This window comes from Nostoc sp. JL31 (assembly GCF_017114965.1).
Classification (GTDB): domain Bacteria; phylum Cyanobacteriota; class Cyanobacteriia; order Cyanobacteriales; family Nostocaceae; genus Nostoc; species Nostoc punctiforme_A.
On sequence record NZ_JABXKO010000118.1, the window covers coordinates 140,040 to 165,311 of the forward strand.

Consider the following 25,272-nt stretch of genomic DNA (forward strand, 5'->3'; position numbering starts at 1 on the left):
CTCAAATGCATGTCCCACAGGCGTTTTACCCCCCTTAATCCCCCCTTATAAAGGGGGGAAACCGGAAAATTTGGTTCCCTCCCCAATACATACGGGGAGGGTTAGGGTGGGGTAAAAAATATTTCATACATCAATCATGACTTTTCAAACATCCTCTTAGTTACTAATTATTTTTTGGAGACGAAAATGACAGCAGATACGATCGCTACAAATACTTTTGCCCAGACAACAAAAGATTTACTCAACTATGAATGGCATACTCTGGGTGAACAAAAGGTTGTGCAAACCTTAGCCAGCCATCCGGAAGCAGGTTTGACCCATGAAGAAGCTACCAAACGACACCAGCAGATGGGTGCAAATCAACTGACTGCTAAAAGTGGAAAAAGTTCTTGGCTACGATTTTTAGAGCAATTTAATCAACCACTACTATATATTTTGCTGACGGCGGGAGTGGTGACGCTGCTGCTGCGAGATTGGCTAGATGCGGGAGTAATTTTTGGTGTCACCCTGATTAATGTCATCATTGGCTACATTCAAGAATCGAAAGCAGAAGGCGTGATCGCTGCTCTATCCAAAGCTGTCACTACCGAAGCAACTTTGATTCGCGATGGTCAAAAAACCCGTCTGGCTTCGACTGAACTTGTTCTAGGTGATTTAGTATTGCTGGCATCTGGGGATAAAGTACCCGCCGATCTGCGGTTATTAAGTGTGCGTGGGTTGCAAGTTGACGAGTCTGCCTTAACAGGCGAATCCGTTCCGGTTGAGAAAGCAACGGCATCACTGCCTATCGAAACACCGTTAGCCGAACGAAGCAATATGGTGTATGCCGGAAGTTTCGTTAGTTTTGGACAGGCAGAAGGGATTGTAGTGGCGATCGCAGATGCCACAGAAACCGGTCGCATCTCCCAGTTAATTGAAAGCAGCACAAATCTGAAAACACCACTGACGCGAAATATTGACAAGTTTAGCAAAAGCTTGTTGTATGTCATTTTAGGTTTAGCTGCCCTGACATTTGCAGTCGGATTAGGACAAGGCGAATCTTGGATTGATGTTTTCAAAGCGAGTGTAGCTCTGGTAGTCAGCGCGATTCCCGAAGGATTGCCTGCAATTGTTACCGTCACTTTAGCGATCGGAGTTTCCCGGATGGCACGACGTAAGGCGATTATTCGCAAGCTACCTGCTGTGGAAACCTTGGGAAGTACCACTGTTATTTGCTCTGACAAAACTGGGACGTTAACTGAGAATCAGATGACGGTTCAAAAGATTTATGCAGGTGGACAACATTACACCGTTAGCGGTATTGGTTATGCCCCAGATGGTGAAATCTTGATCGATCAACAACCTGTTGATTTCAATGCAGATGGACATATTGCTCTTTGGGAATCCCTGGAAGCAGGATTGCTCTGCAATGATTCTCATATCGAATGGGGAGATGGACAGTGGGACTTAGTAGGAATCCCAACTGAGGGAGCATTGATTACGGCTGCCAATAAAGCGGGATTGACGCAAGAGAATCTAGAGCAAGAATTACCTAGAATAGACACCATTCCCTTTGAGTCTCAATTCCAGTACATGGCAACTTTGCATGAATTGGATGCGAAGCGATCGCTGAATGTGATTTATCTCAAAGGTTCTGTAGAGGCAATTCTCCAACGATGCGATTGCCTGCTCGATACTCAAGGACAACAGGTTGCGCTCAATCCTGCCGCAGTGGAACAGGAAGTTGCTGGTATGGCAAACCAAGGGTTACGAGTGCTAGCTTTTGCCAGCAAAGAAGTTGCCACTAAGCGATCCTTGGATCGCAATGATATAGATCGAGGACTGGTGTTTCTGGGACTTCAGGGCATAATCGATCCGCCTCGTGAGGAAGCGATCGCCGCAGTAAAAGCCTGTCAATCTGCTGGGATTCAGGTAAAAATGATTACAGGCGACCACGCCCTAACAGCAGCTGCGATCGCCCGGCAAATGGGAATTTGCTCGACTGAAGCACAAGTTTTCACCGGACGGCAATTAGTTCAGATGGATGAAAAAGAATTTGCTCAAGCAGCTGAACAAGGTATGGTATTTGCGCGAGTTGCTCCAGAACAAAAATTGCATCTGGTGAAAGCATTGCAGTCTCAGGGTGAAATTGTTGCCATGACTGGAGATGGTGTCAATGATGCTCCCGCTCTCAAACAGGCGGATATTGGTGTAGCGATGGGTATAGCCGGGGCAGAGGTTGCCAAAGAATCGGCGGATATGCTTCTAACTGATGATAACTTTGCCTCAATAGAAGCGGCTGTGGAGGAAGGGCGTGGGGTTTATCGCAACTTACGAAAAGCGATCGCCTTCTTGCTGCCGATCAACGTGGGAGAATCCATGACAATTTTGATTGCCATTCTCCTGGCCACCGTGCTTCCCATCTTACCAATCCAAATTCTCTGGCTCAACATGGTCAGTTCAGTAGGGTTGATTGTTCCCCTCGCCTTTGAGCCAAAATCTGGACAGGTGATGCAACAACCACCGCGCAACCCCAGAGAAAGACTTTTATCGGGTGGGTTACTCCAGCGCATCATAGCGATTTCCATCTTCAATTGGCTGGTAATTTTTGGGATGTTTCAATGGATACTGCAAACTACAGGCAATGAAGCCTTAGCTCGCACGATGGCGATTAATGGATTGGTGGCAGCAGAAGTCTTTTATCTGTTAAGCATTACCCAGTTTTTACCATCTTCTAGTCGTGAGAATACAAGGTAAACGCACACCCGTAGCCTATGCACCTGCGATCGGAATTGTGGTTGTGGTGATTTTACAATGTCTGTTCAGTCAGTGGAGCATGATGAATCAAGTGTTTGACACCACACCTTTAACATTTATCCAAGCTCTTATTTGTATGGGTGTAGGTTTGCCAGTGGTGTTCATAGCTCTCATCTTGCAGCGTTTCGATCCGCTCAACTAGGGATATAGGACTTTTTTAGTAGTTTCATCCAATGCCAGATGATTACGTTAGAGCTACACCCAAATAAATTAAAAACTCCATCAGTACATTTTGCTAGGTATGATATTTGATCTGAAAGCATTTACCTAGTAATAACCAGCTATGACCCAGAACTACCGCATTACTCTACTCCCCGGCGATGGCATTGGCCCTGAAATTATGGCAGTGGCGGTAGATGTGCTGAAAGTCGTAGGGAAGCAATTCGATCTGAAGTTTGAATTCCAAGAAGCCCTGATCGGTGGTGCAGCAATTGATGCCACAGGGGAACCTCTGCCCTCTCTCACTCTAGATACTTGCCGTAACAGTGATGCTGTATTACTCGCAGCCATTGGTGGCTATAAGTGGGATTCCCTGCCATCCAATTTACGCCCAGAAGCAGGTTTGTTAGGACTGCGTGCAGGTTTAGGATTATTTGCCAATTTGCGCCCAGCGAAAATTTTGCCCCAGCTAATTGATGCCTCAACTTTGAAGCGCGAAATTGTCGAAGGCGTGGATATTATGGTGGTGCGTGAACTCACTGGTGGGATTTACTTTGGTAAACCTAAAGGGATTTTTGCTACAGAAACCGGTGAGAAACGTGGTGTAAATACAATGGTTTACACTGAATCGGAAATTGAACGCATTGGACGAGTGGCGTTTGAAGCGGCAAAAAAACGCGGTGGAAAACTTTGTTCGGTGGATAAAGCCAACGTATTAGAAGTATCTCAGTTGTGGCGCGATCGCATCACCCAACTTTCTCAAGAATATCCAGATATCGAACTCTCTCATTTATATGTAGATAATGCTGCGATGCAGTTGGTACGCGCTCCCAAACAGTTCGACACCATCGTTACAGGCAACTTGTTTGGCGATATTCTCTCTGATGCTGCTGCCATGCTCACAGGTAGTATTGGGATGTTACCCTCAGCTAGTTTGGGCGCTTCTGGGCCTGGTGTGTTTGAACCAGTTCATGGTTCTGCCCCAGATATCGCTGGACTTGATAAGGCAAATCCTCTAGCACAGGTTTTGAGTGCGGCGATGATGTTACGCTACGGTTTAGACCAACCAGAAGCGGCAAATCGGATCGAACAAGCCGTATTGCAAGTTTTAGAGCAGGGCGATCGCACAGGAGATATAATTTCTCCAGGAAAAAATCTCCTTGGTTGCCGCGCTATGGGAGACTCACTCATCAAAGCTATCGAACAAAAATAATTTTGTAGAGCAACTTGGGCAATTTGGCAACCTTTGCCATGAGTTTCGGGTAGACTAAAGGGAAATCTAGCAATCAAATAACAGTCGATAGTGTACGCATTACGACAAGGACAAGTAAATTTTACCGCCCCAAAGAACCAATCGCCTTTGATTGATCCTGCTGTAATCAGAGCTGCTGGGCAGATATACTATACTCACTGTGAAGTCCATCCCGAAATAGCTGGGCAACCTTCCGGTGTAGCAATTAATCGTGTGACTCATCGAGGTAAGGTTATTTTTACTAACCAACCAGTTCTTTTGCCTCAAGAGTGTTTTGTACCCTTAAGTCAAATTGAATCGCACATGTATTAGTCATTGGTCATTGGTCATTGGTCATTAGTCATTAGTTATTGGTCATTAGTTATTGACAAAGGACAAATGACAAAGCACAAATGACACAGGACAAATGACAAAGGACAAAGGACAAATGACTGTATGGACATTTTGTTCGCCATCCCGGCGAGTGTAATGGTCTTTGCTTTGGGTGCATCTATTGGTAGTTTTCTCAATGTTATTGTTTATCGCCTACCTGCCGGGTTGTCAATTCTTTGGCCGCCTTCTCGTTGTCCTAAATGCTTAAACCAGCTAAAAGCTTACGACAATGTACCAGTGTTCGGCTGGATTTCTTTAAAAGGGCAGTGTCGATATTGCAAAAGCAAAATTTCTGTCCGTTATCCCGTGGTAGAAGGGGTAACGGGCATAATTTTTTTACTAATTTTTTTGGTATTTCAAGTTTCGACTTTAACAATAGGCTATTGGGCTTTTTGTAGTTGGTTATTGGCGCTATCACTCATCGATTTAGATACAATGACCCTACCCAATCCACTTACTCAGTCGGGTTTAGTGGTGGGGATTTTGTTTCAAATGGTAGTTGGATTTCTACCAGAAGGTAGTTTTGTGGCATTGGTAAATCACCTGATAATGGCTATAGTTGGCGCAGTATTAGGCTTATGGCTGTTTGATGCGATCGCCCTCTTGAGTTCAATTGCCTTTGGTAAAACTGCAATGGGTGCAGGTGACGCCAAGTTAGCAGCCATGATGGGAGCCTGGCTAGGCTGGAAACATTTGCTCTTGGCTAGTTTTATTGCCTGTGCGTTGGGAGCATTAATTGGCATCGGTATTTTGATTATGCAGCGATCGCGACAAAAATTAGGACAAAAAATACCTTTTGGCCCTTTTCTGGCTTTAGGATCTGTGATTACCCTGTTTAGCGGCGAAGCTATTTTGTCTAGCTACCTGCGGTTATTTTTTCCAGCCTCTTGAATTGAAGTAGGGAGTGGGGGACAAGGGGACAAGGGGACAAAGGGACAAGGGGGAATTATTGAACAAGCCTCTCCTCGGCTCCCCCCTCTACCTTGTCCATTCCCAATGCCCAATGCCCCATACCCATAACTAATGCCCTTTCATAAGAAATATTTATAATTCGTGACTGTAACCAACATTACCCCATCTACCTTTCACATTTTGATAATATTCAGCTTGTGACTTGTATTACCCTCTTAACGACGATTAACCGTTGGCAAGCGCAACTAGTACAACAGATGCTGATTGTTCAAAACCCAGCAATACAAATAATTGATTTGGGTGGGAGGGGGAGAGCATCTTATTTGGAGGTTGGTATTCTCATGGTTTTGTCACTACGTCCATATAATTAAGTCTGCTGAAAAAAAGAGCAAGAGACTTGTATTGGTATAAGTATTTTCGTTAAGCTGGCAACCAAAGATGAAAATTAAGGTCTGAATTGCTTAAAAGCGTAGTTTAACGATGTAGCCATTAGTCTTAATAAAGAAAAATGACTAATGACTCAGGACAACCCAATACGGTTTGACATGTTTTCGACCTCATACCCACTTAAAATAAAATAAAAAATGGCTAACAACGAAGAATCACGTGGTTTAAAGTCTTTATTTGATTGGTTTGCAAATCGGAGGAAGTCAGGATCTACCAGCCTCGAACGCCAAGAACGTGAAATTGCTGATGGATTGTGGCATAAATGTTCTAAGTGCGGCGTATTAGCATATACAAAAGACCTGAAAGCCAATCAGATGGTTTGTGTCGAATGTGGTCATCACAATCGGGTAGACAGTGATGAGCGCATCCGTCAATTGATAGATAACAATACCTGGAAACCACTGGATGAGCATTTACGTCCAACTGATCCGCTAGAATTTCGCGATCGCAAACTCTACAGCGATCGCTTGCGGGAAACACAAGATAAAATTGGCTTAATAGATGCAGTTAGAACTGGTTTAGGTCAAATCAATAGTTTGCCTATTGCCCTTGGGGTTATGGACTTCCGCTTCATGGGTGGTAGTATGGGTTCCGTCGTGGGAGAAAGACTCACCCGCATGATTGAGCAAGCCACTCAACGACGCTATCCTGTAGTTATCATCTGTACCTCTGGTGGCGCCAGGATGCAAGAAGGTATGCTCTCTTTGATGCAGATGGCGAAAATCTCCGCAGCCTTACAGCGCCATAAAGACGCTCGATTATTATATATTCCAGTTTTGACCAATCCGACAACGGGCGGTGTTACCGCTAGTTTTGCAATGTTGGGCGATATCATTTTGGCAGAACCCAAGGCAACCATTGGTTTTGCTGGTCGGCGAGTGATTGAGCAAACCCTACGGGAAAAACTACCCGAAAATTTCCAGACTGCTGAAGATTTGCTCCAGCATGGTTTTGTTGATGATATCGTACCCCGTACCCAATTAAAGAACACCCTAACCCAGCTGATTGCTCTACACCAGCCGGTATTAACAACACCTCACATGGTTTTGTGGGAAACAATGTCCTTGACTTCTACCGCAGCAGAATAAAGCAGGGGGAGCAGGGGGAGCAGGGGGAGCCAAGGGAGAAAATACTACCTTGTCCTCCTCATCCCTCTTATCCTCTACCTGGCTCTTGGAGAAACATGAGCGGAACAAGGGCTACTAGTCGGAATAGAGCAGAGAGGACAAACAAGCTGAGTAAACCTCCAGACTGGGCAAATTGGGCGATAAAACTGCCTATAGTTGTGCCCAAAGCACCACTTACACCAGCAGCAGCAGCTGCGATCGCAAAATAGATAGACTGATTTTTAGTTGGTGCGATCGCTAATTGTATATTATTGCTGCACAAATCAATGGCCGCCCAAGTACCTCCAGCCAAAATGTGTAATAGAGGTAGCCACAACCAGATATCAAGGTGATTAGCACCAATTCCTAGCCAGAGAAGTGGGGTGACTCCAACCAAAATCCCAATACAGATGAGAATGGGACGATTGCCTATTTTGTCTGCTAATCTTCCCCACAGGATAAGCATTAGCAAAGTCGCCGCCGCCTGAAAGCTATTGTAGATAGTCACATAGCTCACATCCAAATCCAGCGTGTCGAGCATATAGAGGTTAAAAAAAGGACTACTGAGGTTAACAGCAAGCGCCCAAAAGCTGAAATACAGCAGAAAAATCAAAAAGTTAGAGTTTTTCCAGATGCTGTTGGTTGACTGTTCTTGTGGTGGATGAATTGATTGAGCGACTTCAGAAGATTCTTCTTTTACAACCTCTGATTGAATCTCACTTGGTTGAGTTAACTTGCCATAATAAGTGTTTTGCGTAGCTTGCAGCCCTAGGCATCGCGGATTCATATCCACCTGGAAATACTGGCACCCTAATCCCATAATCCCAAACACAACGCTTACCAGTAGAACTATCCCATAGCCTTGTACAGATCCCCCATACCAATGTGATACAACTAGACCGGCCATTGGTACGCAAACCAAAGTGGTAAGGTTAGCAGCACTATTGCGTGTCCCAAAAAACCTGCCTCGTAATTGTCGGGGAACTATCATTGCTACCCAACTGAGCCACGATGCAGTTCCTAGCCCTCCTAAAAGATTACTCAATAAAACAATCAAGAGTGTCAATATGACTAACTGGTGAGCATCAACCACTCCCAAGCTAGCGCTGGCAATACCAATTACTAAAATCAGCCATAGCAGCCGACCAATTCCGTGTGTCCGAAGCGAATATTGAAAGCGGCTGGTGCTGCGTTCCGACAAATAAGCACCCAACGGCTGAATGAGATTGACCAACATGGGAATAGAAGACAGCATCCCAAATACCACTGGACTAGCACCCAATTCCACCAATAAATTGCTGAGTAAAATCCCGCCAGTTCCAAGAGAGTAAACCGATGCTAAGACAGAATCCGCAGTGGAAGCTTTTAAACTAGTGCGAATAGTATCTTTGGGTATTCGAGAGTTTGGAGAGATTGATGTTGGTGGTGAGGCAATCTGGGGAAATTCTAGAGTTAGTGGTGCAGTTGTTTCAATCTGAACAGAATCCATCAACATAAATTATGGGTGAAGTATCCTCGGACAAATCAGGTTGCAAAGGGACTCAGTATGCTTTAATTAGCATTGCTGATAATTTTTCGTTATTTTAGCTTGCAATTTTCAGCCAAAATTTCAAATAAGTAAAATATCATTCCTTAATAACACAAGGTATAAGCGAGGAAAGAGAATATTATTTGTTTGTGAACAATAAAGGATTATTTAATTTTTTGGCTTTGGTGATGGCGATCGCGATCGCTATTATTGCTTGTCAAAGCCTACAATTGCCAAGTAAACCGTTAGCATCTACCGCAGTCAGCATCAAACTTAGTGGTTGGGGAGGCTCTCCCGTTGAGCAAAAACTCTTGAGAAAAGTACTGCAAGACTTTGAAGCACAACATCCAACTATTAAGGTCAAATATGAGGTAATTTCCGATCAATACATGGATGTAATCAAAACTCGTTTAGTTGGGGAAGCTGCGCCCGATGTCTTTTATCTGGATGCCCTGGAAGCTCCTTTCTTGATGAGTCAAAATGTGCTGGAACCGTTAGATAGTTATATCACTCCCAAATTTGACTTAGTAGACTTCGAGGATACCCTACTCAACAGTTTTAAATATCAGAACCAGATTTACGGGCTTCCCAAAGACTATTCCACCCTTGCTCTGTTTTATAACAAAAAAGCTTTCGCCGCCGCAGGCTTAAGTAATCCGCCAGCGACTTGGGATGAATTACGTAATTACTCGCAACAATTAACAGGCAAGCTTAACAAATATGGCTTTGGGGAAATTCCAGAATTAGCGCGTCAAGCTTATAAAATTAAAGCCTTTGGTGGACAACTTGTCGATGGAAATGGTTATGCTACTTTTGCCAGTGCAGCAGGTTTGCAGGGTTTAGAGTTAGTAGTAAACCAGTATCAAAAAGACCGCTCCTCTGCCCAAAAATCTGATGTGGGGACAAACTCAGGTAGTGAAATGTTTGGTCAGAGTAAAGTGGCAATGGTGATTGAAGGTAACTGGGCAATTCCCTATTTAACTGAAACCTTTCCACAAGTAGAGTTTGCTACTGCACCAGTGCCTACTATTAATGAAAAAAAAGGCACAATGGTGTTTACAGTCGCCTATGTGATGAACAAGCAAGCACAACACAAAGCCGAAGCCTGGGAGTTGATTTCTTATCTCACAGGTAAAGAAGGAATGCAAAAGTGGACAGGAACAGGGTTTGCTTTGCCAACACGTAAATCAGTGGCAAAGAATTTGGGTTATGACCAAGACCCGTTGCGATCGCCATTAGTCGCGGGTGTTAATTACGCTACACCGTGGCAAGTAGGTCAGTATCCAGGTGCGATCGTGAATAATTTTGATAACCAGTTTGTCAGCGCTTTGTTGGGGCAACAACCATTAAAACAAGCAATGCTGAAGGCACAGAATGAAGCTAATCAGCAAATTAGGGCGATGGAGTAACTTAAGAGTATTGACCGCATAATACTTAACTGCTAACGATCAACTATGAGGGCGCAATTTACAGGTAAATAGACTATTGTTATTAGGGCAGAAAGTGGGGAAATCTCTACTTTCTAGAAGTCAGTAGTATAATTCAATTAGTTTCAAAACGCTGTATTTATTCAGTAAACCAGCGACGCACGGCACCATCCAAGCCATAATAAGTGGATTTGAACTGCTTCATAGCGGCTACGTACTGAGATAACATCAGTACTACATCACTATTTTGGGGAACATCATCTGTATCAAACTCTGAAAATTCTTTAAAAGGCCGATATTTCTCTTCAAGGAAACCATTCGAGCCATTCAACAGTTGATTGATAAAATTGAGTTTAAACTTATTGACCGCATCATTCGGAGATTTTTTAGACAAGACAGAAATTTCTTCGTAAATACCTTGAAGTTGTCCCGATAGTTTTTCAAACTCATCAACATCTTTACGCTTCATCTATTCACCTTTTACGAGGGACAAGCTCGACGAAATTCCACATACTTTTTTTTAAGAACATCAATTGGTGAGCGCTGCTTACTCTCAAAGATATTAACCATTAACGAGATATCCTCATCTGTAAGCGTAATGATACATCGTCTTTGTCCAGACCATAAATCGATAGTATTGCCGAACATTGCTTTTGAGAGAGGGTTTCTTGTCACGATAACACCAAACTTACCAAGACCAGAATCAAGATATCTATTGAGTTGGCTAATGTGTTCACGCTCGATTGTCTTGACGTTCTTTAACTCAAAAATAAGCTGTCTATTACCATAATCTTGATGAATCTCTTGAAGAAAATCAATTGACCTATTATTGTAAAAAATGAGGTCTCGAATCAGTCTTCCAGATTCTGTACGACTCTGCTTTGCTGCAAAGTCAAGGTCTGGATAGAAAAGCGATGCAAGAAGTTGACAGATGTAATCTTCGTATTTAATGTCTGCTTCATCCGTTTTTCCTGTTGGTAGTTTTTGTATTTCACCTAATTTGCGTCTAGCCGACAAGACTGGAATCTGTTTAAAGAGCGGATCATTTTTACAGTCATCCTGAGTTCGCTCTTTTACCTTAATATATTCCTGAACAATGCCATAATTATCCCTATTGAAGTTTAGAACCTTAACACGTTCTTCTGGCTCACCAGGATTAAAAATTTCATCACGAGGGCAGTAATCTTTAAAGTAGTCTTCAAAGTTGATCCACGGAGAAAATTTTAGCCATCTCTTAGGAACAAAAATTAAAGGCTCTTTGGTTTCAGGATTCACAGGCAATGTAATTTCCTGATTTAGGATAAATGAGTTTTTTTGGTAGTCGTAAAGTACAGAAATAACAGCTTTATCAATTGGTATTCCTAGTTGTTCGCATTGTTGTATTGTAAAGTCTATTAGAAATGATTTAATAAAATTACAACAAATATCACTGATCCGATCTTTCGCAATTCCATCTATATAAAACTGGATTTCTTCAAAGTGAATAAATCCGTATTTTCCATACTCAGGAACTTTCTGAAATAGAGAGATAATTTCATCTGCTTTATTACGACTAATTTTTATACCTTTTCGTTTTTTTGACAATCCAAGTCCAATCTCTTGGCATTCAGATGCAAGAATGAGGTTGTCACGAGCCTGATCTATTTTGCCTTTCTGAACAAGAAAGTTTAGGTTATTAAAGGAATTAATTATAGAGGTATGAAGTGATTGGTCTTGTTGTGAGGGAGACTTCCATAAAAGAAAAGGGTCAACGTAAAGGGGAATATCTTCATCTAGAAATGCTATGGCAAAATCTAGCTGTGCTTGGGTTGCTGAAATGCCGTGGTAATCAATTATTCTTGGGTGGATGATCCCCATTTGCTATTTTTGTCTACGTATATTTGACTATTATAATGTCAAATAATTTTTGTGCCATGTCTAATACTTCTGCCCTCGAAGGTTTTATCTCATTTCGTGGTCATCAGGTATGGTATCGGATTGTCAAACCAGATCGAGAATATTCTGGTAAGCTACCGCTGCTGTGTCTTCACGGAGACTCAGGAGTACCCCACGAATACTTAGAACCATTAGAAGCGATCGCAACAACAGGAAGACGAGTTATTTTTTACGAGCAATTAGGGTGTGGTAATAGCGATCGCCAGCCTATTGCTAATACAATCCCCATTCTAATTTCAGAGTTTCTAACTTATTATTTTTTACACTCATTCTCCTACACTCTTCCAAAAATTCTTTGACTTGTCCTTCATTAAGACTTAAACCGCCGTCTTGCAGATTATTGATGTAAGTAATCACATCTGAAGTTGTTAAAGCCGAACTTATTTCTTCTAGAAGAATAGCATTTCTGACTTCCCGGCAAACCAACTCAATATCTGATGAAGTAAATCTCCCACTTTTATCTGCCAGAATTTCAAAGTTGACTAGCTGATTCATATCAATTTTTGATAGGTAGTGTTTGAACAAATCTATTCTTTCCACTTGATCGGGTGGGAAAACAGGAATCTTCCAATCCAATCTACCAGAACGCTTCAAAGCACTATCAATCCCACTCAAATAGTTAGTAGCCGCAATTACAATTACATCACTATTTTGCAGATTATTTAGTTCTATCAGTAATTGGTTGATAGTTGCCTTTTGGTCTGTGTGGGCGTTATCTTCATTGCGATTAAACCCAATACTGTCTAACTCATCAATGAATAAAAGTGAAGGAGATTTTTTCTTAGCTTGAGCAAAGATATCTCGAATATTCTTTTGACTTTGCCCTATCCAAACACTGACAATATCGGCAGGAGAGAACTTAAAGAAATATCTTCCAGACTCATTAGCAAAGGCATTTGCTAGTAGAGTTTTACCACATCCCGGTAAGCCATAGAAAAGAAATCCACCAATTGAACTCTTATATCCTTTAGATTGCAGCTTCAGGAGTCTAGTTAGTTTCTCTTTTTCTTCATTCAGCCCTTGTACTTGGCTAAAGTCAAGTTTAAATTCTTTGACGCGGTTAGTAATTGGATATGCTTGTACTAAACTAGGTTTTTGAGCCACATACTCAAAAGATGGGTAGTTGATAGAGTCAAAGGATACTGGAACTAATTGGTGTTTTTCATAATCAGGAGCCATGATTACAACTTGGAAGCGATCGCCATAATATCCAGAAAACTTATATTCTAATATTTCCTTCACTTTTTTTAGTTGGTAATAGTTGCGTGCTATCTCAAAACCGGGAATTACCAACCAAAGGCTTTCTAGTTGATTTGGCCATACTTTGGATTTCCTCAAAACTCTTTTAATTGAATCTAAAAAGAGATTGTTATCCTGAAATTCTTGGTATTTGAGAGTTTCTATCTCAACTACTACCTGATTTTTTACATAGACTTCTATAATTTCATTTTTATACTCTTCATCATCGTCTGATATATCTTCATCTCTAGAAGTCAAGTCAACTTCACAGCCGATATTAGACAATCCATATCCTAGACTTTCCAACGTTTTAATAGCAAAATACTTAAGGTAGATATATTCTTTACTTTCCTGCTGCCACTTCAGAGTGTAAAAATGTTCAGCTTTCATCTTCAGCAATAATTGAGACTCAGCTTGGATTTGAGCTTTTTGTAATTCGACAAAGTAATCTTGCAAAGATGCATCATCTTCCTCTATTTCATAATATGGAAGTTCTAGCAGTAGACGAAAATGGGCGTACACTTCCTCTTTGTATTCAATAGAGGCTTCATTTGGGTATTTACACCTGAGAGTAAAAGTAAAAGGAATTTTACTAGCAACTTTATCTACCAAATATCCTAAAGCATCTTCTCGCTGATGAGCTTGGATTTCTGATGCCGATGGACAATGAAATAAAATAAAAAATTGTTCGGAATTATATTTATTGGCATATAGGGATATCTGTTCAAACTGCCGATCGAATTTTTCAGAATCAAGCAATTCTAAACCAGTATTGCCAAGTATAATACTAGTCATAGTTGAGCGATAAAATTGAAAAATACTAGCATCAGAGATAGGATTTTCTTGTTCGTCTTCACAATCTTTATCTTCTGAGGCAATACTTGTAGGGATTTTCCTACTAGCAGCTTTGGGTATACTATTATAGCCTCCATATTGATATTTTCTAATTAATTCATAATTAAAGATTTTGACAACAATATCACAGAAGAAATCTTCTACTTGCGGAATCAAAAAAATACCTACTGGCTGGTGCGAATCTAAACACGCTTGGAATCGTTCATATTCTTGTTCAGAGCCAAAATCAAATAGGTAGTAGAAAAAATCGTGTTTAACTGAAATTGCCTCTTTTAGTTTGGCTGAAATTGATTGAGATTCAGCAACTTCATTTATTGGTTCTACACCTTTAATAGAAATAGCTATTTTTGTATCTAACGGAATATGCAAATCCAACCGAGGATTTGCACAAAGCCCCAATTCATCAAGAGCAGTATTAAAATTATCTATGAATGATTGACTTCTACGCTGGTAGCCAAACTGTTCTATGATAGTTTTGACTCGTAGGCTTTTTTGAGTTTTACCAGTTCTTTGGAGTTTATTTTTAATCGAACGTAAGTACGCTGTATATGACATTTTGTGTCCTATTGCTTGAATTAGGTAATTAGCATCCCAAGGAAACCAAATATATAGTTCCCTAAGTTGCATATTCAGCTAACTCACACAAGCGATGTCTTTTGACTTGCTGCTTTGATCTACGCTTTCTAAAGGTAGAGACTCATTTGATGAGGTTAAATATTTTTGTACAGGAGTACGATAAATAATCATGCACAACCCATCGCTACAGTCGGGTTAGTGCGGGATTAAGCGGAGGTTCAGTAGTGTTTGAAATCAACAGGCGGCGGAATAACCCCAGATGGAACATCACTGAAGACGTGGCTGGATATATGTTCATGATGCCCACCATTCTAGTTTTGGGAACTTTTGTAGTCTTACCCATTGTCTACGCCGTTTTTCTTTCCTTCCAAAAAGTCCAACTTCTCGGCAGTATTGAGTACGAGTTCATCGGTTTTCGGAACTTCACGCGATTAGCTGAAGATGAAAGAGTTTGGATTGCTTTAAGAAACACAGCCGAATATGTAGCTATTGTTGTGCCAACTCAAACTATCCTGGCTTTAATTCTGGCGGTAACTCTGAATTCTGGGATTCGTGGTAAAAACTGGTGGCGCATCCTCTACTTTTTGCCGACAGTCACCTCTTCAGCAGTGCTGACACTCATCTTTATGTGGATTTATAACACTGATGGGCTACTAAACGATTTTCTCGCTTTTGTGGGGCTACCTACTTACAACTGGTTGGGCGATCCAGCAGTTGCGCTCAAAGGCATTATGATCATGAACATTTGGTCAACTGCACCGTTTTTTATGGTGATTTATCTGGCGGCGTTGCAAGATATACCCCAAACACTTTACGAGGCCGCGGAACTTGATGGCGCAAATGGATGGCAGCAATTTATCCACATTACTCTTCCCTTGCTTAAGCCTGTAACCTTCTTTGTGGTAACAGTGGGGGTAATTGGGACTTTTCAACTTTTTGACCAGTCTTACATCTTTTCTGGCGGTACTGGTGGGCCAAACAACGCTACCTTAACTGTGGTGCTGCTAATTTATCAAGCTGTGTTTCGGAATTTACAAATGGGATATGCAGCTGCGATCGCATTTTTGTTAACAGCAGTAATCATTGCCATCACTTTGATTCAACGGCGACTTTTTGGAGGTGAACGGATTTGACTAACACCTCTGGCTTATCCTGGCTCAAAGCCCTGTTATACGTCTTACTGACACTTTATGCCATCATTACCCTAATCCCCTTTCTCTGGGCACTTTCAGCATCATTTAAGCCACTAACAGAGATTGTCGGTGGTGAACCCAACTTTCTCCCCAAGAATTTTACTCTCGATAACTACAAGCAAATCTTTCTCCAAGAACCACTGTTTTGGCGCTGGTTGTTCAATAGTGTAGCGATCGCACTCAGCGTTACGCTTTTAAACTTGTTGTTAAATTCAATGGCTGGTTATGCCTTGGCAAGACTGCGCTTTGTGGGCAAACGCTTTTGGTTCTTTCTCATCCTGGCAGTACTAGCAGTACCGACGCAAATCACCCTGATTCCCACATTTTTGATTTTGAAAGCGATCGGCTGGCTGAATTCTTATCAAGGCATGATTGTTCCTAGCATGGTTAATGCCACTTTTATCTTCATGATGCGGCAGTTTTTCGTTAATTTTCCTAAAGAACTAGAAGAAGCAGCTCAACTCGATGGCTTAAATACTTTTGGAATTTTTCGACACATTGTCTTACCTTTGGCAAAACCAGCACTAGCAGCGCAGGCGGTTTTTGTCTTCATGGGGAGTTGGAATAATTTTTTACTGCCTATAGTTATCCTATTTGACCCAGAAATGTTTACCCTCCCCTTGGGGCTGAACACCTTCAAAGGTCAATACATCAGCTATTGGAACTACATTATGGCGGCTTCTATGGTCTTTACCCTGCCAGCTTTAGGCATTTATGCCTTTTTTAATCGTTACTTTATTCAAAGCGTCACCTTTACCGGGGGAAAAGGTTAATAGGCATTGGGCATTGGGCATTGGGCATTAATTATTCTCCTTTGCTCTCTCTGTTCCCCATGCCCCATGCCCCATTCTCAATGCCCCATTCCCCAAACAGTATTTTGGGCAACAAATTGCACTCCTAACGTGATATTGGTATTACAGCGACTCAATCTCGATCTATCAGTAAACAAGCATTATGGGTTTTGCAGACCTATCGATCGCAGAGATAGCAGCCGACTACAGCATTCCTGTAGAACAAGTGTTTTCTCTGTGCAACCAACTGGGAATCGCCTACAAACACCAAAAGACCCGTTTGGCGTTAGAAGATGCAAAGGCAATTATTTCCCAAATATCCTCTGAAATACGCCCCAATGGTACTAACGACTTGGTGGGTGATCACGAAGTCACCTGAAGGGTTATCTCAGAACTTTGGCTAATAACTGATAGCTAATGATAAAAAACAATGAGTCATTAGCAATTAGCAGCTTGGAGATTGAGAATCGCGTTCTTAGCTGTGTTGAGCGTCAAAATCTTTAAGGGGAAACATGTTTATAAGACTAATTGGCGTTGTTGTGGCTACTGTTTTACTCTCGTTTCAGTTGATTGTCGGTAGCGCGACAGCAGTGGAACTAGACGAAGCTACCCGAACAGTGCCATTAAATACTCAGGGTGATACCGTTGTACTCAGCCTTAAACAAGTCAAAGAAGGCAAACGCTTATTTAATTACGCTTGCGCCCAATGTCATGCTGGGGGAGTTACCAAGACAAACCAAAACGTCGGACTCACTCCAGAGGACTTGGCACTGGCAACACCTAACCGTAACAACATTGAAGGTTTAGTAGATTACCTGAAAAATCCCACTACTTACGACGGGGAAGAAGAGATTTCCGAAATACACCCCAGTCTCAAAAGCGCAGATATTTTCACAGCAGTGCGAAATCTGACGGATGATGACTTAGAGGCGATCGCCGGTCATATTCTCTTACAACCCAAAATCGTTGGTACTAAGTGGGGAGGCGGAAAAATCTATTACTAAATCCCGGAGTTGAGTCATTGGGAATAGGGTATTGGGCATTGGGAATAGGGCATTGGGAAGAATTCAGTCCCTACTCCTAATTCCCCGTTCCCTATTCCCCATTTACTGCTTATTGGACAGCTTTTTGCAATAAATTGCTCTCCATTCTTTAAAAAAAAATGGATCTATGACAGATTGTCATACTTTGGTGTTGATTTTATTTAAAATGAGAAAGGGAAAAAAATTGTTTGTTAGGAGAGAGCTATGAAATTAATTTCGGCAAGCTGGCGACGCCTTAGTTTAGCTGTGTTGACAATCCTTTTAGTTGTTAGCAGCTTTGCTGTTTTTACTCCCAGTGCTTCGGCTGAAACCTACCAGGTGAAATTGGGTAGCGATAAAGGAATGCTGGCATTTGAACCGAAAAAGTTGACTATTAAACCAGGCGACACAGTTGAATGGGTAAACAATAAAGTTCCTCCCCATAATGTTGTGTTTGATGCTACCAAAAACCCCACTAAGAGCGCCGATTTAGCTAAATCTCTGTCTCATAAGAAGTTGCTCATGAGTCCTGGCCAAAAGGAAACAACCACCTTTGCAGCAGACGCTCCTGCTGGTGACTACACCTTCTACTGTGAACCTCATCGTGGTGCTGGCATGATTGGTACAATCACTGTCCAAGGCTAGAAACACCAGCGTTTGACACGAGATGATTACTGACGTGAAAATTAGCTCATCGCCACACGCTACACTCCTAGAGTGACGCATAAAATGCAGAAATGGCGGTAACGAGTTCTATCCTTCCCTAAGACGCTAAACAATCTGTAGCGATCGAGGAGTGAACTTGTTACCGCCAATTTTGATCAAATTTGACTTAATCAGGGATTAATCACGTTTATACTCTTGCTGGAGGCTTGTTGCGAGGAAATACTGTTGAGAATACTTTTATTAATTCTACTGTCGGCGATCGCTCTATTCAAATTTACATTCATTAGTCCAGCACTAGCTGCCGAAACATCCAACGGTGCTAAAATTTTCGAGGCTAACTGCGCTTCTTGCCATATAGGTGGCGGTAACATCCTTATCAGCCAGAAAACCTTGAAAAAGGAAGCATTGTCAAAGTACCTAGAAAATTACAATCAAGACTCAATCGAGGCAATTATCCACCAAGTGCAAAATGGTAAAAATGCTATGCCTGCTTTTAAAGGCAAGTTAAGTTCTGAGGAGATTCTGGAGGTGGCTGCTTACGTTTTTCAAAATGCAGAACAAGGTTGGTAAAGTAGCTATACCGTATAGTCTTTGTGGGGTGAGCGTTTGCCTATCTTTAGTTAATAGCCAGTTAGACGCTCACCTCAAAATATTGGAGAATTTATTTGTTGGAAATCCCTCAGTAGATTTCCTTCTTGGAACCTTTTAACGAACTTCTAAATTAAGTATTATGTATGACGAGCTAGCGATCGCTAATTTGTCAACTATCAAAAACAATATTTTAAACCCAAAACCCTGATGTAGAGACGCGATAAATCGCGTCTTGAAACTACACCAATAACCCTTAAGCCAAACGTATTGTATTTTAAACAGGATTTATACAAAAAATAGTCGAAAAGAATTATCTTCAGGTAGGGAAAGTACCCTGCGGTTACTCCAGTTGAGAACTCGTAGAGTAGCCGCTTCTTTATCAGACGCTGCAAATGCGTCTAGATAAATTATCCCTACCTGAATCTAAAATCATCAACGGGCGATTATTTTTCTGGATTAGACTTTTGTCTGTTTTCCTTAACTTCGCGCAACCGTTCTACTAATTTTTTATCCGATTCAGCAGCAGATGTAGACTGACCCTGATTGATTTTCGGCAACAATAAAGGTTGAGAAGTAGTAGCTGCCGATGAAGGCGTAGGCTGGTTATTTTTAATTTGCAGTTCAGATAATGGCTTGAGAGTACCTGTTGGTGAGGACGTAGGCGGGTTATTTTTGATTTGTAAATCAGGTAATGGTTTAAAAGTCGCTGCTGGTGAGGGGGTAATCTGATTGTTATTGATTCCCGGTGCAGATAATGACGAGGGTTTTTGCTCTTGAGTAGTCCCAGTAAGATTGCTTGTGCTGTTTTGGAAACGTAGGTTGAATGGATAGGAACTAATCTGTTTATCACCCTTGGGGGATTGCTTGTTGAAGTATTGCCTTGCTTTTAATTGCAATTCTGGGGAAATTAACTTGTCTTGAAATTTGATATCTAAGACCTTACCATCAGGATCTACCACCAATACACCCAAAACAGCACCTTCAAGATTTGACTTATTCGTGGATAATGTTTGGCGGATGACTGGTTTTTGTTCAGCGTTGGGGTATTGTTGCTGGACTTCCTTTCTCAGGTTGGCGTAGGAGTCTAGCTGTGCAATTGCCTGTTGAGTTCCCTTCGTTGATAAATCCGCTGTTTGTAGCGTGCTTCCCCTAGTTCCAATTAAAGTATCCCCATTCCTTGGAGCTTGTTTTAGAGAATTTATCAGCGGGTTTTGAGCAATGGTAGACGACGCATTCGGAATTGGTTGCGTCATTGGCTGCGAAGTCGTATTTACCTGTGCCGTTGCAACGGGTGTACTGTCAGATAAGATTGGAGGCTGGGCATTCCGCAGCATATCAGCAGGTATTTGCTGCGACTGCAATTCTGGCAACCTATTTACAGCTAGCGGCTTAGGTGGCTCGTATTTGGCGACACTCTCATTCACATCTACACGAGGAACTGGTTGAGAGAATCTAGCGCTGGTATTAAATTTAGAACTATCAAATTTAGAAGCATCAAACCGCAAATTATCACTAGGAATCATCCGCAAAGACTGCCTTGTAGGCAAGGAAGAGACTCGATAGTTATTCGATGATGCCGGTAGCGGAGGTAATACCAGCTGGCTGGATGGTGATGGTGCTAATGGGGTTAATCCCGGTTGGAGGCTAAAGTTTGAAGCAGCAAGTGGGGCGACTGGAGGTAATTGTTGTAAACCAATCTGGGGCGTGCTTTGCGGCAAACGATTTTGGTCGGCTTGGCTCAATTCCAAAAGTCCGACTGTTTTGGATGATGCTGTTTCTTTGGGCTTGTTAGACTCCATCGGCATCAATGGTACGATCATGGCGATCGCACCGTGGATACCAAGGGAGGCTATAGCTGCTATCCCAATTGGCTGGCTTAAGATTTCTGGTATATTTTTCAGCAGGGAGACGTAAGACATAGATGTTATGGTTCACTCACTCAGTTGCAGTTGACTAGCGATTTTCTCTTTTCGACATTGCAATATCTTGCAAGATATGCGTTCTTCATAAGGAAATAATAACTTCCCCAGTTGGCAATCAAAACGCCAAAATTGCCATTTATTCAAGTTTTTAATTAATCTAATGACGCTGTATCATATTTTCAAAATTTGAGTCTGCTAAAGAGATATTTGAAAAATTACTACTTTTGATTTTTATTGTTATGACACACACAATTAAAATTAATATCTGAAAGTTTTATAGAGTTTAAGTAAACGCACAAGTTTGAATACATCAAAACATCTGCCGAAGTTGTCTTGTTTTTTCAACTGTTTTTCAGTCAACTACACTTCTGTAACAGATGACACACGTGTTTTTCCGAGACTGGGCCCTATTTGAAAATATTACCACATCGGCAGCCCCTCAAACTGTTGCAACCTGTACAATTTTATTGACATTCTAGCCTTAAATTCCACCAAAGCTATTGGTTTTTTCTCTAAGGGGTGAGTCAGGCGATCGCAATTCTAGCTCTTGAATATGACTACTTTTTCGTCAAAAAAGTTCAAACCCTCAATCATTGCATCCAAAATTTCAAATGCCGTTACCGACAGTTATTTTACCTGGATATTTAGAAAGCGCGATCACTTATCGCCAACTAGAACAATCCCTACAAAACTTAGATTTTCCCACAGTTACAGTCCCACTGCGGCGGCGTGACTGGCTCCCCACTTTTGGAGTAAGACCCGTAACACTGATTTTGCAACAACTCGATTACACGATCAAGCATATATTACGTCAATATAATGCTACTCAAATTAACTTAATTGGTCACTCAGCCGGAGGTTGGATATCCCGCATTTACATGGGAGAAAAGCCTTATTTAGCACGCGGCGATGTCAAACCATTTCTCTGCCAAGGGCATCCCTTGGTTGCTACTTTCGTCACCTTGGGTACACCCCATATTAGCCAAGAACGCTGGACACGCTCCAATCTAGATTTTGTCACCAATAACTACCCAGGAGCTTTTTACAAAAACGTTCGTTACGTTTGTGTAGCTGGCAAAACTATCTTTGGGAAAAGGCGGCCTGGTAGTTGGTTAGCTTACAGTAGTTACCAATTAACCTGTGGTAAGGGTAACACTTGGGGAGATGGCATTACGCCCATTGAAGCTGCTCATTTGCAGGGGGCGGAAAATCTGGTGATTGAAGGTGTCAAGCATTCTCCCAGAAGTCCTGGAATTTGGTATGGCTCACCAGAACCCTTAAAAGCTTGGGTGCAATATTTGATTTAAAAAACTTTATTTATATATAAGAAAAGTAAAATTTATTAAAATTTCTTAGCTAAAATTGTAATAAGAATAAATACTTAGTTAAGAACAGGAGGGGTGAGCCATGCAAAGCACCCAGTTCGATAAGATTTTGCGACGAATAGCGACGATATTATCAGTCGTGATTTTGACTCTGTGTTTAATTTATATCTCTACCGGAATTTTGCTGTCTTTTTACTATGAACCGACAGCAGGCGGAGCTTATAACTCATTGAAGATGATTAATACACAACTGCCATACGGCTGGTTGTTTTGGAGAGCGCATGATCTTGCTGGTAACGCGGTAATTGCGATCGCTCTCATTCAAATTGTGGTCATGTTTTTAAGTCGGCAATTTCGCAAGAGTTGGCTGGCTGCTTGGATTAGTGTGATTTTGTTAACCCTAAGTGCGATCGGGCTGGATTGGACAGCGATGATTTTAGATTGGACTCAGGAAGGGTACTGGCGTTTTAGCATTGAGCTAGGAACCATCGAAGCCATTCCTTTGATTGGTAGGCAACTGCGCGAAATCCTGACTGGTGGTGGAGCCATTAACACAATTACCGTCGAACACCTTTACACAATCCACAGTTATCTGATTTCGGTAGCGACACTAATTCTCGCCATAGTACATTTGTCTGCTTTACTCTGGCAGGAATGGCAAATGTATCAAGAACCGCCAAAACCAGAAAGCGAATTTATTCCTTCCCAAAGCTAAATAAAAAGTCAAGAGCTAGGAATTCCTCCCCTGCCCCCCTGCTCCCCTGCTCCCCTGCCCCTCATCCCCCAGAAGCCTCACTAGTAGAAAGTTGAGATAATTGGGCGAGGGATAGGTCTTCAACCTCTGGTAACTTTTCTAGAGAGAGGGGAGTGGATTGGGTAGCACCAGATAAGCGTTTTAAAAGGCTAGGTCTGGGGTCATGTAACAGATAAATAATGCGATCGCCAATTTCCCAATCTTGGTTAGCTGGCATTACCTGTAAGCGTTCTGCTCGTTCTACCAATAGCGGTATCAACACCCCAGTCCGAATCTTTTCTTGGATGCGATCGCATTGAGTCGAAAACTCCAATTCATCTAGCGTAGTTGTCCCCAACTTCACTCGCCCATCATTCAAATACTCATTCCAAGTTTTAATTGCTAAGTCTGGAATAAAAGCTTGATTAACCTTATTACTAGCTGAAATACTCGCTTGCGGATCGCGGGGAAAAACAGCTAAGACGCGCGGGGGTTTAAACTCCTCAGCGGCTCTTTGAGCCAAAACAAAATTCACCTCCCCATTACTTGTCATCGCCAAAAAAGTACCCATAGAGGCAAGTCCTGCCTCTTCCAAAACCGCAGCATCCAGCGCACTGCTGGCAATCACCCGGAGATTTTGCGCCTCAGCTTGCACAAGACATTCGGGGTCAGTATCAATCATCACCACGTTTTCTCCCCGTTCTTGAAAAAAGCGGGCAATCACAAGACTCAAGGGATTACAACCCACAATTACTGCCCCAGTTACGTCCTTAGAGGTGATTTGCAGCCATTTAGCAACCCAGCCAGCTGTTAGCCCTTGGCAGACAACAGTCATGATAATTGTCAGGAAAACTAAAGCTTTGATGGAATCACCGCCGTTAATGCCTCGCTGTGTCAACGAAATCGCAAAAAAAGAAGCTACAGAGGCGGCAACAATTCCTCTCGGAGCAACCCAGCTTAAAAATAGTTTCTGTCGCCAGTTGAGGTCACTGTTCCAGGTACACAACAAGATATTAATCGGGCGAACGACAAACATTAGTACCAAAACGGTGAATAAACTACCCCAACCCAAAGCAAACACACTGGCAATGGATAGGTCAGCAGCTAATAAGATAAATAGCACCGAGACGCTAAGAATTGTCAGCTGACCCTTAAAGCTGCGTAACAGACGTTCTTCCGGGACTGAGGAGTTAGCAAAGACCGCTCCTGCAACTACTGTTGTCATGACTCCCGATTCACTGCGGATCATCTGCGATAAGGTAAACAAGCTCCAAAGTATCGCCAACACCACTAAGTTTTTTAGCTCAAATGACAGAAAACTGGCGCGTTTGAAAATCAAACTCATCAGATAACCGCCAGCACCACCAATTGCTGCGCCAACACCCAGACGTATAAGTAAACCGACGATCGCATTGATGGGGTCAGCATCGCCGTTCAAAATCGTATCAAGAACAACGAAGGCGAGGATAGCCCCTACAGGGTCAATTAAAACCCCTTCTCCTTCCAAAAGTGTCGCCACTTGTCGATCTACATTGATTTGTTTGAGCAATGGTCCAACGACGGTTGGGCCTGTCACCACGACTATGGAAGCATAGAGAAAAGCTATGTTCCAGGGAAATTCACCCAACCAATGAGCAGCCATACTCCCGCCAAGCAGGGTGATTAGTGTTCCTTGAGTGACGAGCAATTGTAGGCTGACTGAAACTCTACCTAACTCTCGCAGATCCAAGTTAAGTCCGCCTTCAAACAAAATGATTGCCGTTGCGAGGGCGACTATAACTTCCAGTCCAGTGCCTAGCACGTGGGGATGCAAAAGCCCTATACCATCAGAGCCAAACAAAATGCCCAACAGCAATAACAAGACGATGCTGGGTACACGAAGGTATGCAGCCAGCACTTGGGCGCTAATGCCTGCAAAGACAGCGATCGCCATCTGTATGGTGATTTCAAAAGATGCTTCCATGTTGTAGATTTTGAGCGATTTATTTCAAAATCTCTTGTAAAAAACCGTAGATATTAACTCTACAGGGTACAACATCATACCCTTTGTTCCTTGCTGTCTTCAGCGTTTGTTAGATATGTGTATACCCCGAAATTCCCCACACCCAACGCTGACGCACCCTGCGGCTGACCGCAGAAGTATCTACGGGCTTTTTTATCTGTCTCCATATCTTTGTATCCTCTTCAAGCTTTTGCTTCCACCCAGTTTAGCTGCCACAAACTTTTTTTGGCAAAACCTGTTGACAAGAGCAAGAAAATTGGTTAACTTATAAAAGGTCTGAGTCCGATGCCCCCATCGTCTAGAGGCCTAGGACACCTCCCTTTCACGGAGGTAACGGGGATTCGAATTCCCCTGGGGGTACTTAAAAACAATAAAAAGCAAAAGCTTTTTTTTTCTGAAATCTAGCAATAAAAACCATCATCC

At 42.2% G+C, this 25,272-nt stretch carries 21 protein-coding genes, 1 tRNA gene and 1 pseudogene; 17 read left to right on the top strand and 6 right to left on the bottom strand.

The window, feature by feature from the left end; all coding sequences use genetic code 11:
• The first annotated feature begins 186 nt into the window (after nt 1-186).
• The 6 genes and pseudogenes from HWQ43_RS31210 (at nt 187) to accD (ending at nt 7,026) form a co-directional block, all read left to right on the top strand.
• Nucleotides 187-2,938, top strand: a pseudogene (locus tag HWQ43_RS31210) (HAD-IC family P-type ATPase).
• A 141-nt stretch (nt 2,939-3,079) separates the two neighbouring features.
• A complete protein-coding gene (gene leuB / locus HWQ43_RS31215; RefSeq protein WP_292740847.1) occupies nt 3,080-4,168 on the top strand; it encodes a 3-isopropylmalate dehydrogenase in 1,089 nt (362 codons plus the stop codon).
• Nucleotides 4,169-4,258: 90 nt separating this feature from the next.
• Nucleotides 4,259-4,519 (top strand): hypothetical protein, encoded by a 261-nt coding sequence (locus HWQ43_RS31220; protein ID WP_104908437.1) that lies wholly within the window; start codon nt 4,259-4,261, stop codon nt 4,517-4,519.
• Nucleotides 4,520-4,642: 123 nt separating this feature from the next.
• Nucleotides 4,643-5,470, top strand: a complete 828-nt coding sequence (locus HWQ43_RS31225) for an A24 family peptidase (protein WP_292740850.1) — start codon at nt 4,643-4,645, stop codon at nt 5,468-5,470.
• Nucleotides 5,471-5,688: 218 nt separating this feature from the next.
• The gene (locus HWQ43_RS31230) at nt 5,689-5,862 is read left to right on the top strand and encodes a hypothetical protein (RefSeq protein ID WP_292740852.1); all 174 of its coding nucleotides are present in this window, start codon (nt 5,689-5,691) and stop codon (nt 5,860-5,862) included.
• A 213-nt stretch (nt 5,863-6,075) separates the two neighbouring features.
• Nucleotides 6,076-7,026, top strand: coding sequence for an acetyl-CoA carboxylase, carboxyltransferase subunit beta (accD, locus tag HWQ43_RS31235; RefSeq protein ID WP_292740854.1), 951 nt, complete (start codon nt 6,076-6,078; stop codon nt 7,024-7,026).
• A 67-nt stretch (nt 7,027-7,093) separates the two neighbouring features.
• Here the strand turns inward: accD and HWQ43_RS31240 are convergent, their stop codons facing one another.
• Entirely contained in the window at nt 7,094-8,533 is a 1,440-nt protein-coding gene (locus tag HWQ43_RS31240; protein ID WP_292740856.1) for an MFS transporter, read from the bottom strand.
• A 227-nt stretch (nt 8,534-8,760) separates the two neighbouring features.
• On the opposite strand from HWQ43_RS31240, the gene HWQ43_RS31245 reads away from it, so the two are divergent.
• Nucleotides 8,761-9,981 carry an ABC transporter substrate-binding protein gene (locus tag HWQ43_RS31245; protein ID WP_292740930.1) on the top strand — a complete coding sequence of 407 codons (1,221 nt, stop codon included), beginning with the start codon at nt 8,761-8,763 and terminating at the stop codon, nt 9,979-9,981.
• A gap of 157 nt (nt 9,982-10,138) precedes the next feature.
• On the opposite strand, the gene HWQ43_RS31250 is transcribed toward HWQ43_RS31245, so the two are convergent.
• Together HWQ43_RS31250 and HWQ43_RS31255 are read right to left on the bottom strand one after the other, a co-directional pair.
• Nucleotides 10,139-10,468 carry a hypothetical protein gene (locus HWQ43_RS31250; RefSeq protein WP_292740858.1) on the bottom strand — a complete coding sequence of 110 codons (330 nt, stop codon included), beginning with the start codon at nt 10,466-10,468 and terminating at the stop codon, nt 10,139-10,141.
• A gap of 11 nt (nt 10,469-10,479) precedes the next feature.
• Entirely contained in the window at nt 10,480-11,856 is a 1,377-nt protein-coding gene (locus HWQ43_RS31255; protein ID WP_292740860.1) for a hypothetical protein, read from the bottom strand.
• Between the two features lie 56 nt (nt 11,857-11,912).
• On the opposite strand from HWQ43_RS31255, the gene HWQ43_RS31260 reads away from it, so the two are divergent.
• Nucleotides 11,913-12,233, top strand: coding sequence for a hypothetical protein (locus HWQ43_RS31260; protein ID WP_292740862.1), 321 nt, complete (start codon nt 11,913-11,915; stop codon nt 12,231-12,233).
• Here HWQ43_RS31260 and HWQ43_RS31265 read toward each other — a convergent pair.
• The gene (locus HWQ43_RS31265) at nt 12,148-14,583 is read right to left on the bottom strand and encodes an ATP-binding protein (RefSeq protein ID WP_292740864.1); all 2,436 of its coding nucleotides are present in this window, start codon (nt 14,581-14,583) and stop codon (nt 12,148-12,150) included. The genes HWQ43_RS31260 and HWQ43_RS31265 overlap by 86 nt on opposite strands.
• 245 nt (nt 14,584-14,828) lie before the next feature.
• Between HWQ43_RS31265 and HWQ43_RS31270 the strand changes: the two genes are divergently transcribed.
• The 6 genes from HWQ43_RS31270 (at nt 14,829) to petJ (ending at nt 18,846) form a co-directional block, all read left to right on the top strand.
• Nucleotides 14,829-15,737: a carbohydrate ABC transporter permease gene (locus HWQ43_RS31270; RefSeq protein WP_292740866.1), complete on the top strand. Its 909-nt coding sequence runs from the start codon at nt 14,829-14,831 to the stop codon at nt 15,735-15,737.
• Nucleotides 15,734-16,570, top strand: coding sequence for a carbohydrate ABC transporter permease (locus HWQ43_RS31275; protein WP_292740868.1), 837 nt, complete (start codon nt 15,734-15,736; stop codon nt 16,568-16,570). Before HWQ43_RS31270 ends, HWQ43_RS31275 begins: the two co-directional genes overlap by 4 nt.
• Before the next feature lie 181 nt (nt 16,571-16,751).
• Complete coding sequence (locus tag HWQ43_RS31280; protein WP_099100724.1) at nt 16,752-16,967, top strand: hypothetical protein; 216 nt, start codon at nt 16,752-16,754, stop codon at nt 16,965-16,967.
• Nucleotides 16,968-17,100: 133 nt separating this feature from the next.
• Entirely contained in the window at nt 17,101-17,592 is a 492-nt protein-coding gene (gene psbV / locus HWQ43_RS31285; RefSeq protein WP_094347444.1) for a photosystem II cytochrome c-550, read from the top strand.
• Nucleotides 17,593-17,835: 243 nt separating this feature from the next.
• Nucleotides 17,836-18,255, top strand: a complete 420-nt coding sequence (gene petE / locus HWQ43_RS31290; protein ID WP_292740871.1) for a plastocyanin — start codon at nt 17,836-17,838, stop codon at nt 18,253-18,255.
• A 246-nt stretch (nt 18,256-18,501) separates the two neighbouring features.
• Nucleotides 18,502-18,846, top strand: a complete 345-nt coding sequence (petJ, locus tag HWQ43_RS31295) for a cytochrome c6 PetJ (protein ID WP_292740874.1) — start codon at nt 18,502-18,504, stop codon at nt 18,844-18,846.
• Between the two features lie 464 nt (nt 18,847-19,310).
• On the opposite strand, the gene HWQ43_RS31300 is transcribed toward petJ, so the two are convergent.
• Complete coding sequence (locus HWQ43_RS31300) at nt 19,311-20,786, bottom strand: hypothetical protein (RefSeq protein ID WP_292740876.1); 1,476 nt, start codon at nt 20,784-20,786, stop codon at nt 19,311-19,313.
• A 614-nt stretch (nt 20,787-21,400) separates the two neighbouring features.
• Between HWQ43_RS31300 and HWQ43_RS31305 the strand changes: the two genes are divergently transcribed.
• Both HWQ43_RS31305 and HWQ43_RS31310 read left to right on the top strand, forming a co-directional pair.
• A complete protein-coding gene (locus tag HWQ43_RS31305; protein ID WP_292740878.1) occupies nt 21,401-22,096 on the top strand; it encodes a triacylglycerol lipase in 696 nt (231 codons plus the stop codon).
• Nucleotides 22,097-22,196: 100 nt separating this feature from the next.
• Complete coding sequence (locus tag HWQ43_RS31310; RefSeq protein WP_292740880.1) at nt 22,197-22,829, top strand: cytochrome b N-terminal domain-containing protein; 633 nt, start codon at nt 22,197-22,199, stop codon at nt 22,827-22,829.
• Nucleotides 22,830-22,890: 61 nt separating this feature from the next.
• Here the strand turns inward: HWQ43_RS31310 and HWQ43_RS31315 are convergent, their stop codons facing one another.
• Nucleotides 22,891-24,810, bottom strand: coding sequence for a cation:proton antiporter (locus HWQ43_RS31315; RefSeq protein WP_292740882.1), 1,920 nt, complete (start codon nt 24,808-24,810; stop codon nt 22,891-22,893).
• Nucleotides 24,811-25,136: 326 nt separating this feature from the next.
• Here HWQ43_RS31315 and HWQ43_RS31320 point away from each other — a divergent pair.
• Nucleotides 25,137-25,209 (top strand) — tRNA-Glu (locus tag HWQ43_RS31320).
• Nucleotides 25,210-25,272: the final 63 nt, after the last annotated feature.

Bases quoted from the DNA above. Each gene is read 5' to 3' on its own strand.
- leuB (WP_292740847.1), top strand. From the start codon at position 3,080: ATGACCCAGAACTACCGCATTACTCTACTCCCCGGCGATGGCATTGGC.
- HWQ43_RS31225 (WP_292740850.1), top strand. From the start codon at position 4,643: ATGGACATTTTGTTCGCCATCCCGGCGAGTGTAATGGTCTTTGCTTTG.
- accD (WP_292740854.1), top strand. From the start codon at position 6,076: ATGGCTAACAACGAAGAATCACGTGGTTTAAAGTCTTTATTTGATTGG.
- HWQ43_RS31240 (WP_292740856.1), bottom strand. From the start codon at position 8,533: ATGGATTCTGTTCAGATTGAAACAACTGCACCACTAACTCTAGAATTT.
- HWQ43_RS31245 (WP_292740930.1), top strand. From the start codon at position 8,761: ATGGCGATCGCGATCGCTATTATTGCTTGTCAAAGCCTACAATTGCCA.
- HWQ43_RS31250 (WP_292740858.1), bottom strand. From the start codon at position 10,468: ATGAAGCGTAAAGATGTTGATGAGTTTGAAAAACTATCGGGACAACTT.
- HWQ43_RS31255 (WP_292740860.1), bottom strand. From the start codon at position 11,856: ATGGGGATCATCCACCCAAGAATAATTGATTACCACGGCATTTCAGCA.
- HWQ43_RS31260 (WP_292740862.1), top strand. From the start codon at position 11,913: ATGTCTAATACTTCTGCCCTCGAAGGTTTTATCTCATTTCGTGGTCAT.
- HWQ43_RS31265 (WP_292740864.1), bottom strand. From the start codon at position 14,583: ATGTCATATACAGCGTACTTACGTTCGATTAAAAATAAACTCCAAAGA.
- HWQ43_RS31280 (WP_099100724.1), top strand. From the start codon at position 16,752: ATGGGTTTTGCAGACCTATCGATCGCAGAGATAGCAGCCGACTACAGC.
- psbV (WP_094347444.1), top strand. From the start codon at position 17,101: ATGTTTATAAGACTAATTGGCGTTGTTGTGGCTACTGTTTTACTCTCG.
- petE (WP_292740871.1), top strand. From the start codon at position 17,836: ATGAAATTAATTTCGGCAAGCTGGCGACGCCTTAGTTTAGCTGTGTTG.
- HWQ43_RS31300 (WP_292740876.1), bottom strand. From the start codon at position 20,786: ATGTCTTACGTCTCCCTGCTGAAAAATATACCAGAAATCTTAAGCCAG.
- HWQ43_RS31305 (WP_292740878.1), top strand. From the start codon at position 21,401: ATGCCGTTACCGACAGTTATTTTACCTGGATATTTAGAAAGCGCGATC.
- HWQ43_RS31310 (WP_292740880.1), top strand. From the start codon at position 22,197: ATGCAAAGCACCCAGTTCGATAAGATTTTGCGACGAATAGCGACGATA.
- HWQ43_RS31315 (WP_292740882.1), bottom strand. From the start codon at position 24,810: ATGGAAGCATCTTTTGAAATCACCATACAGATGGCGATCGCTGTCTTT.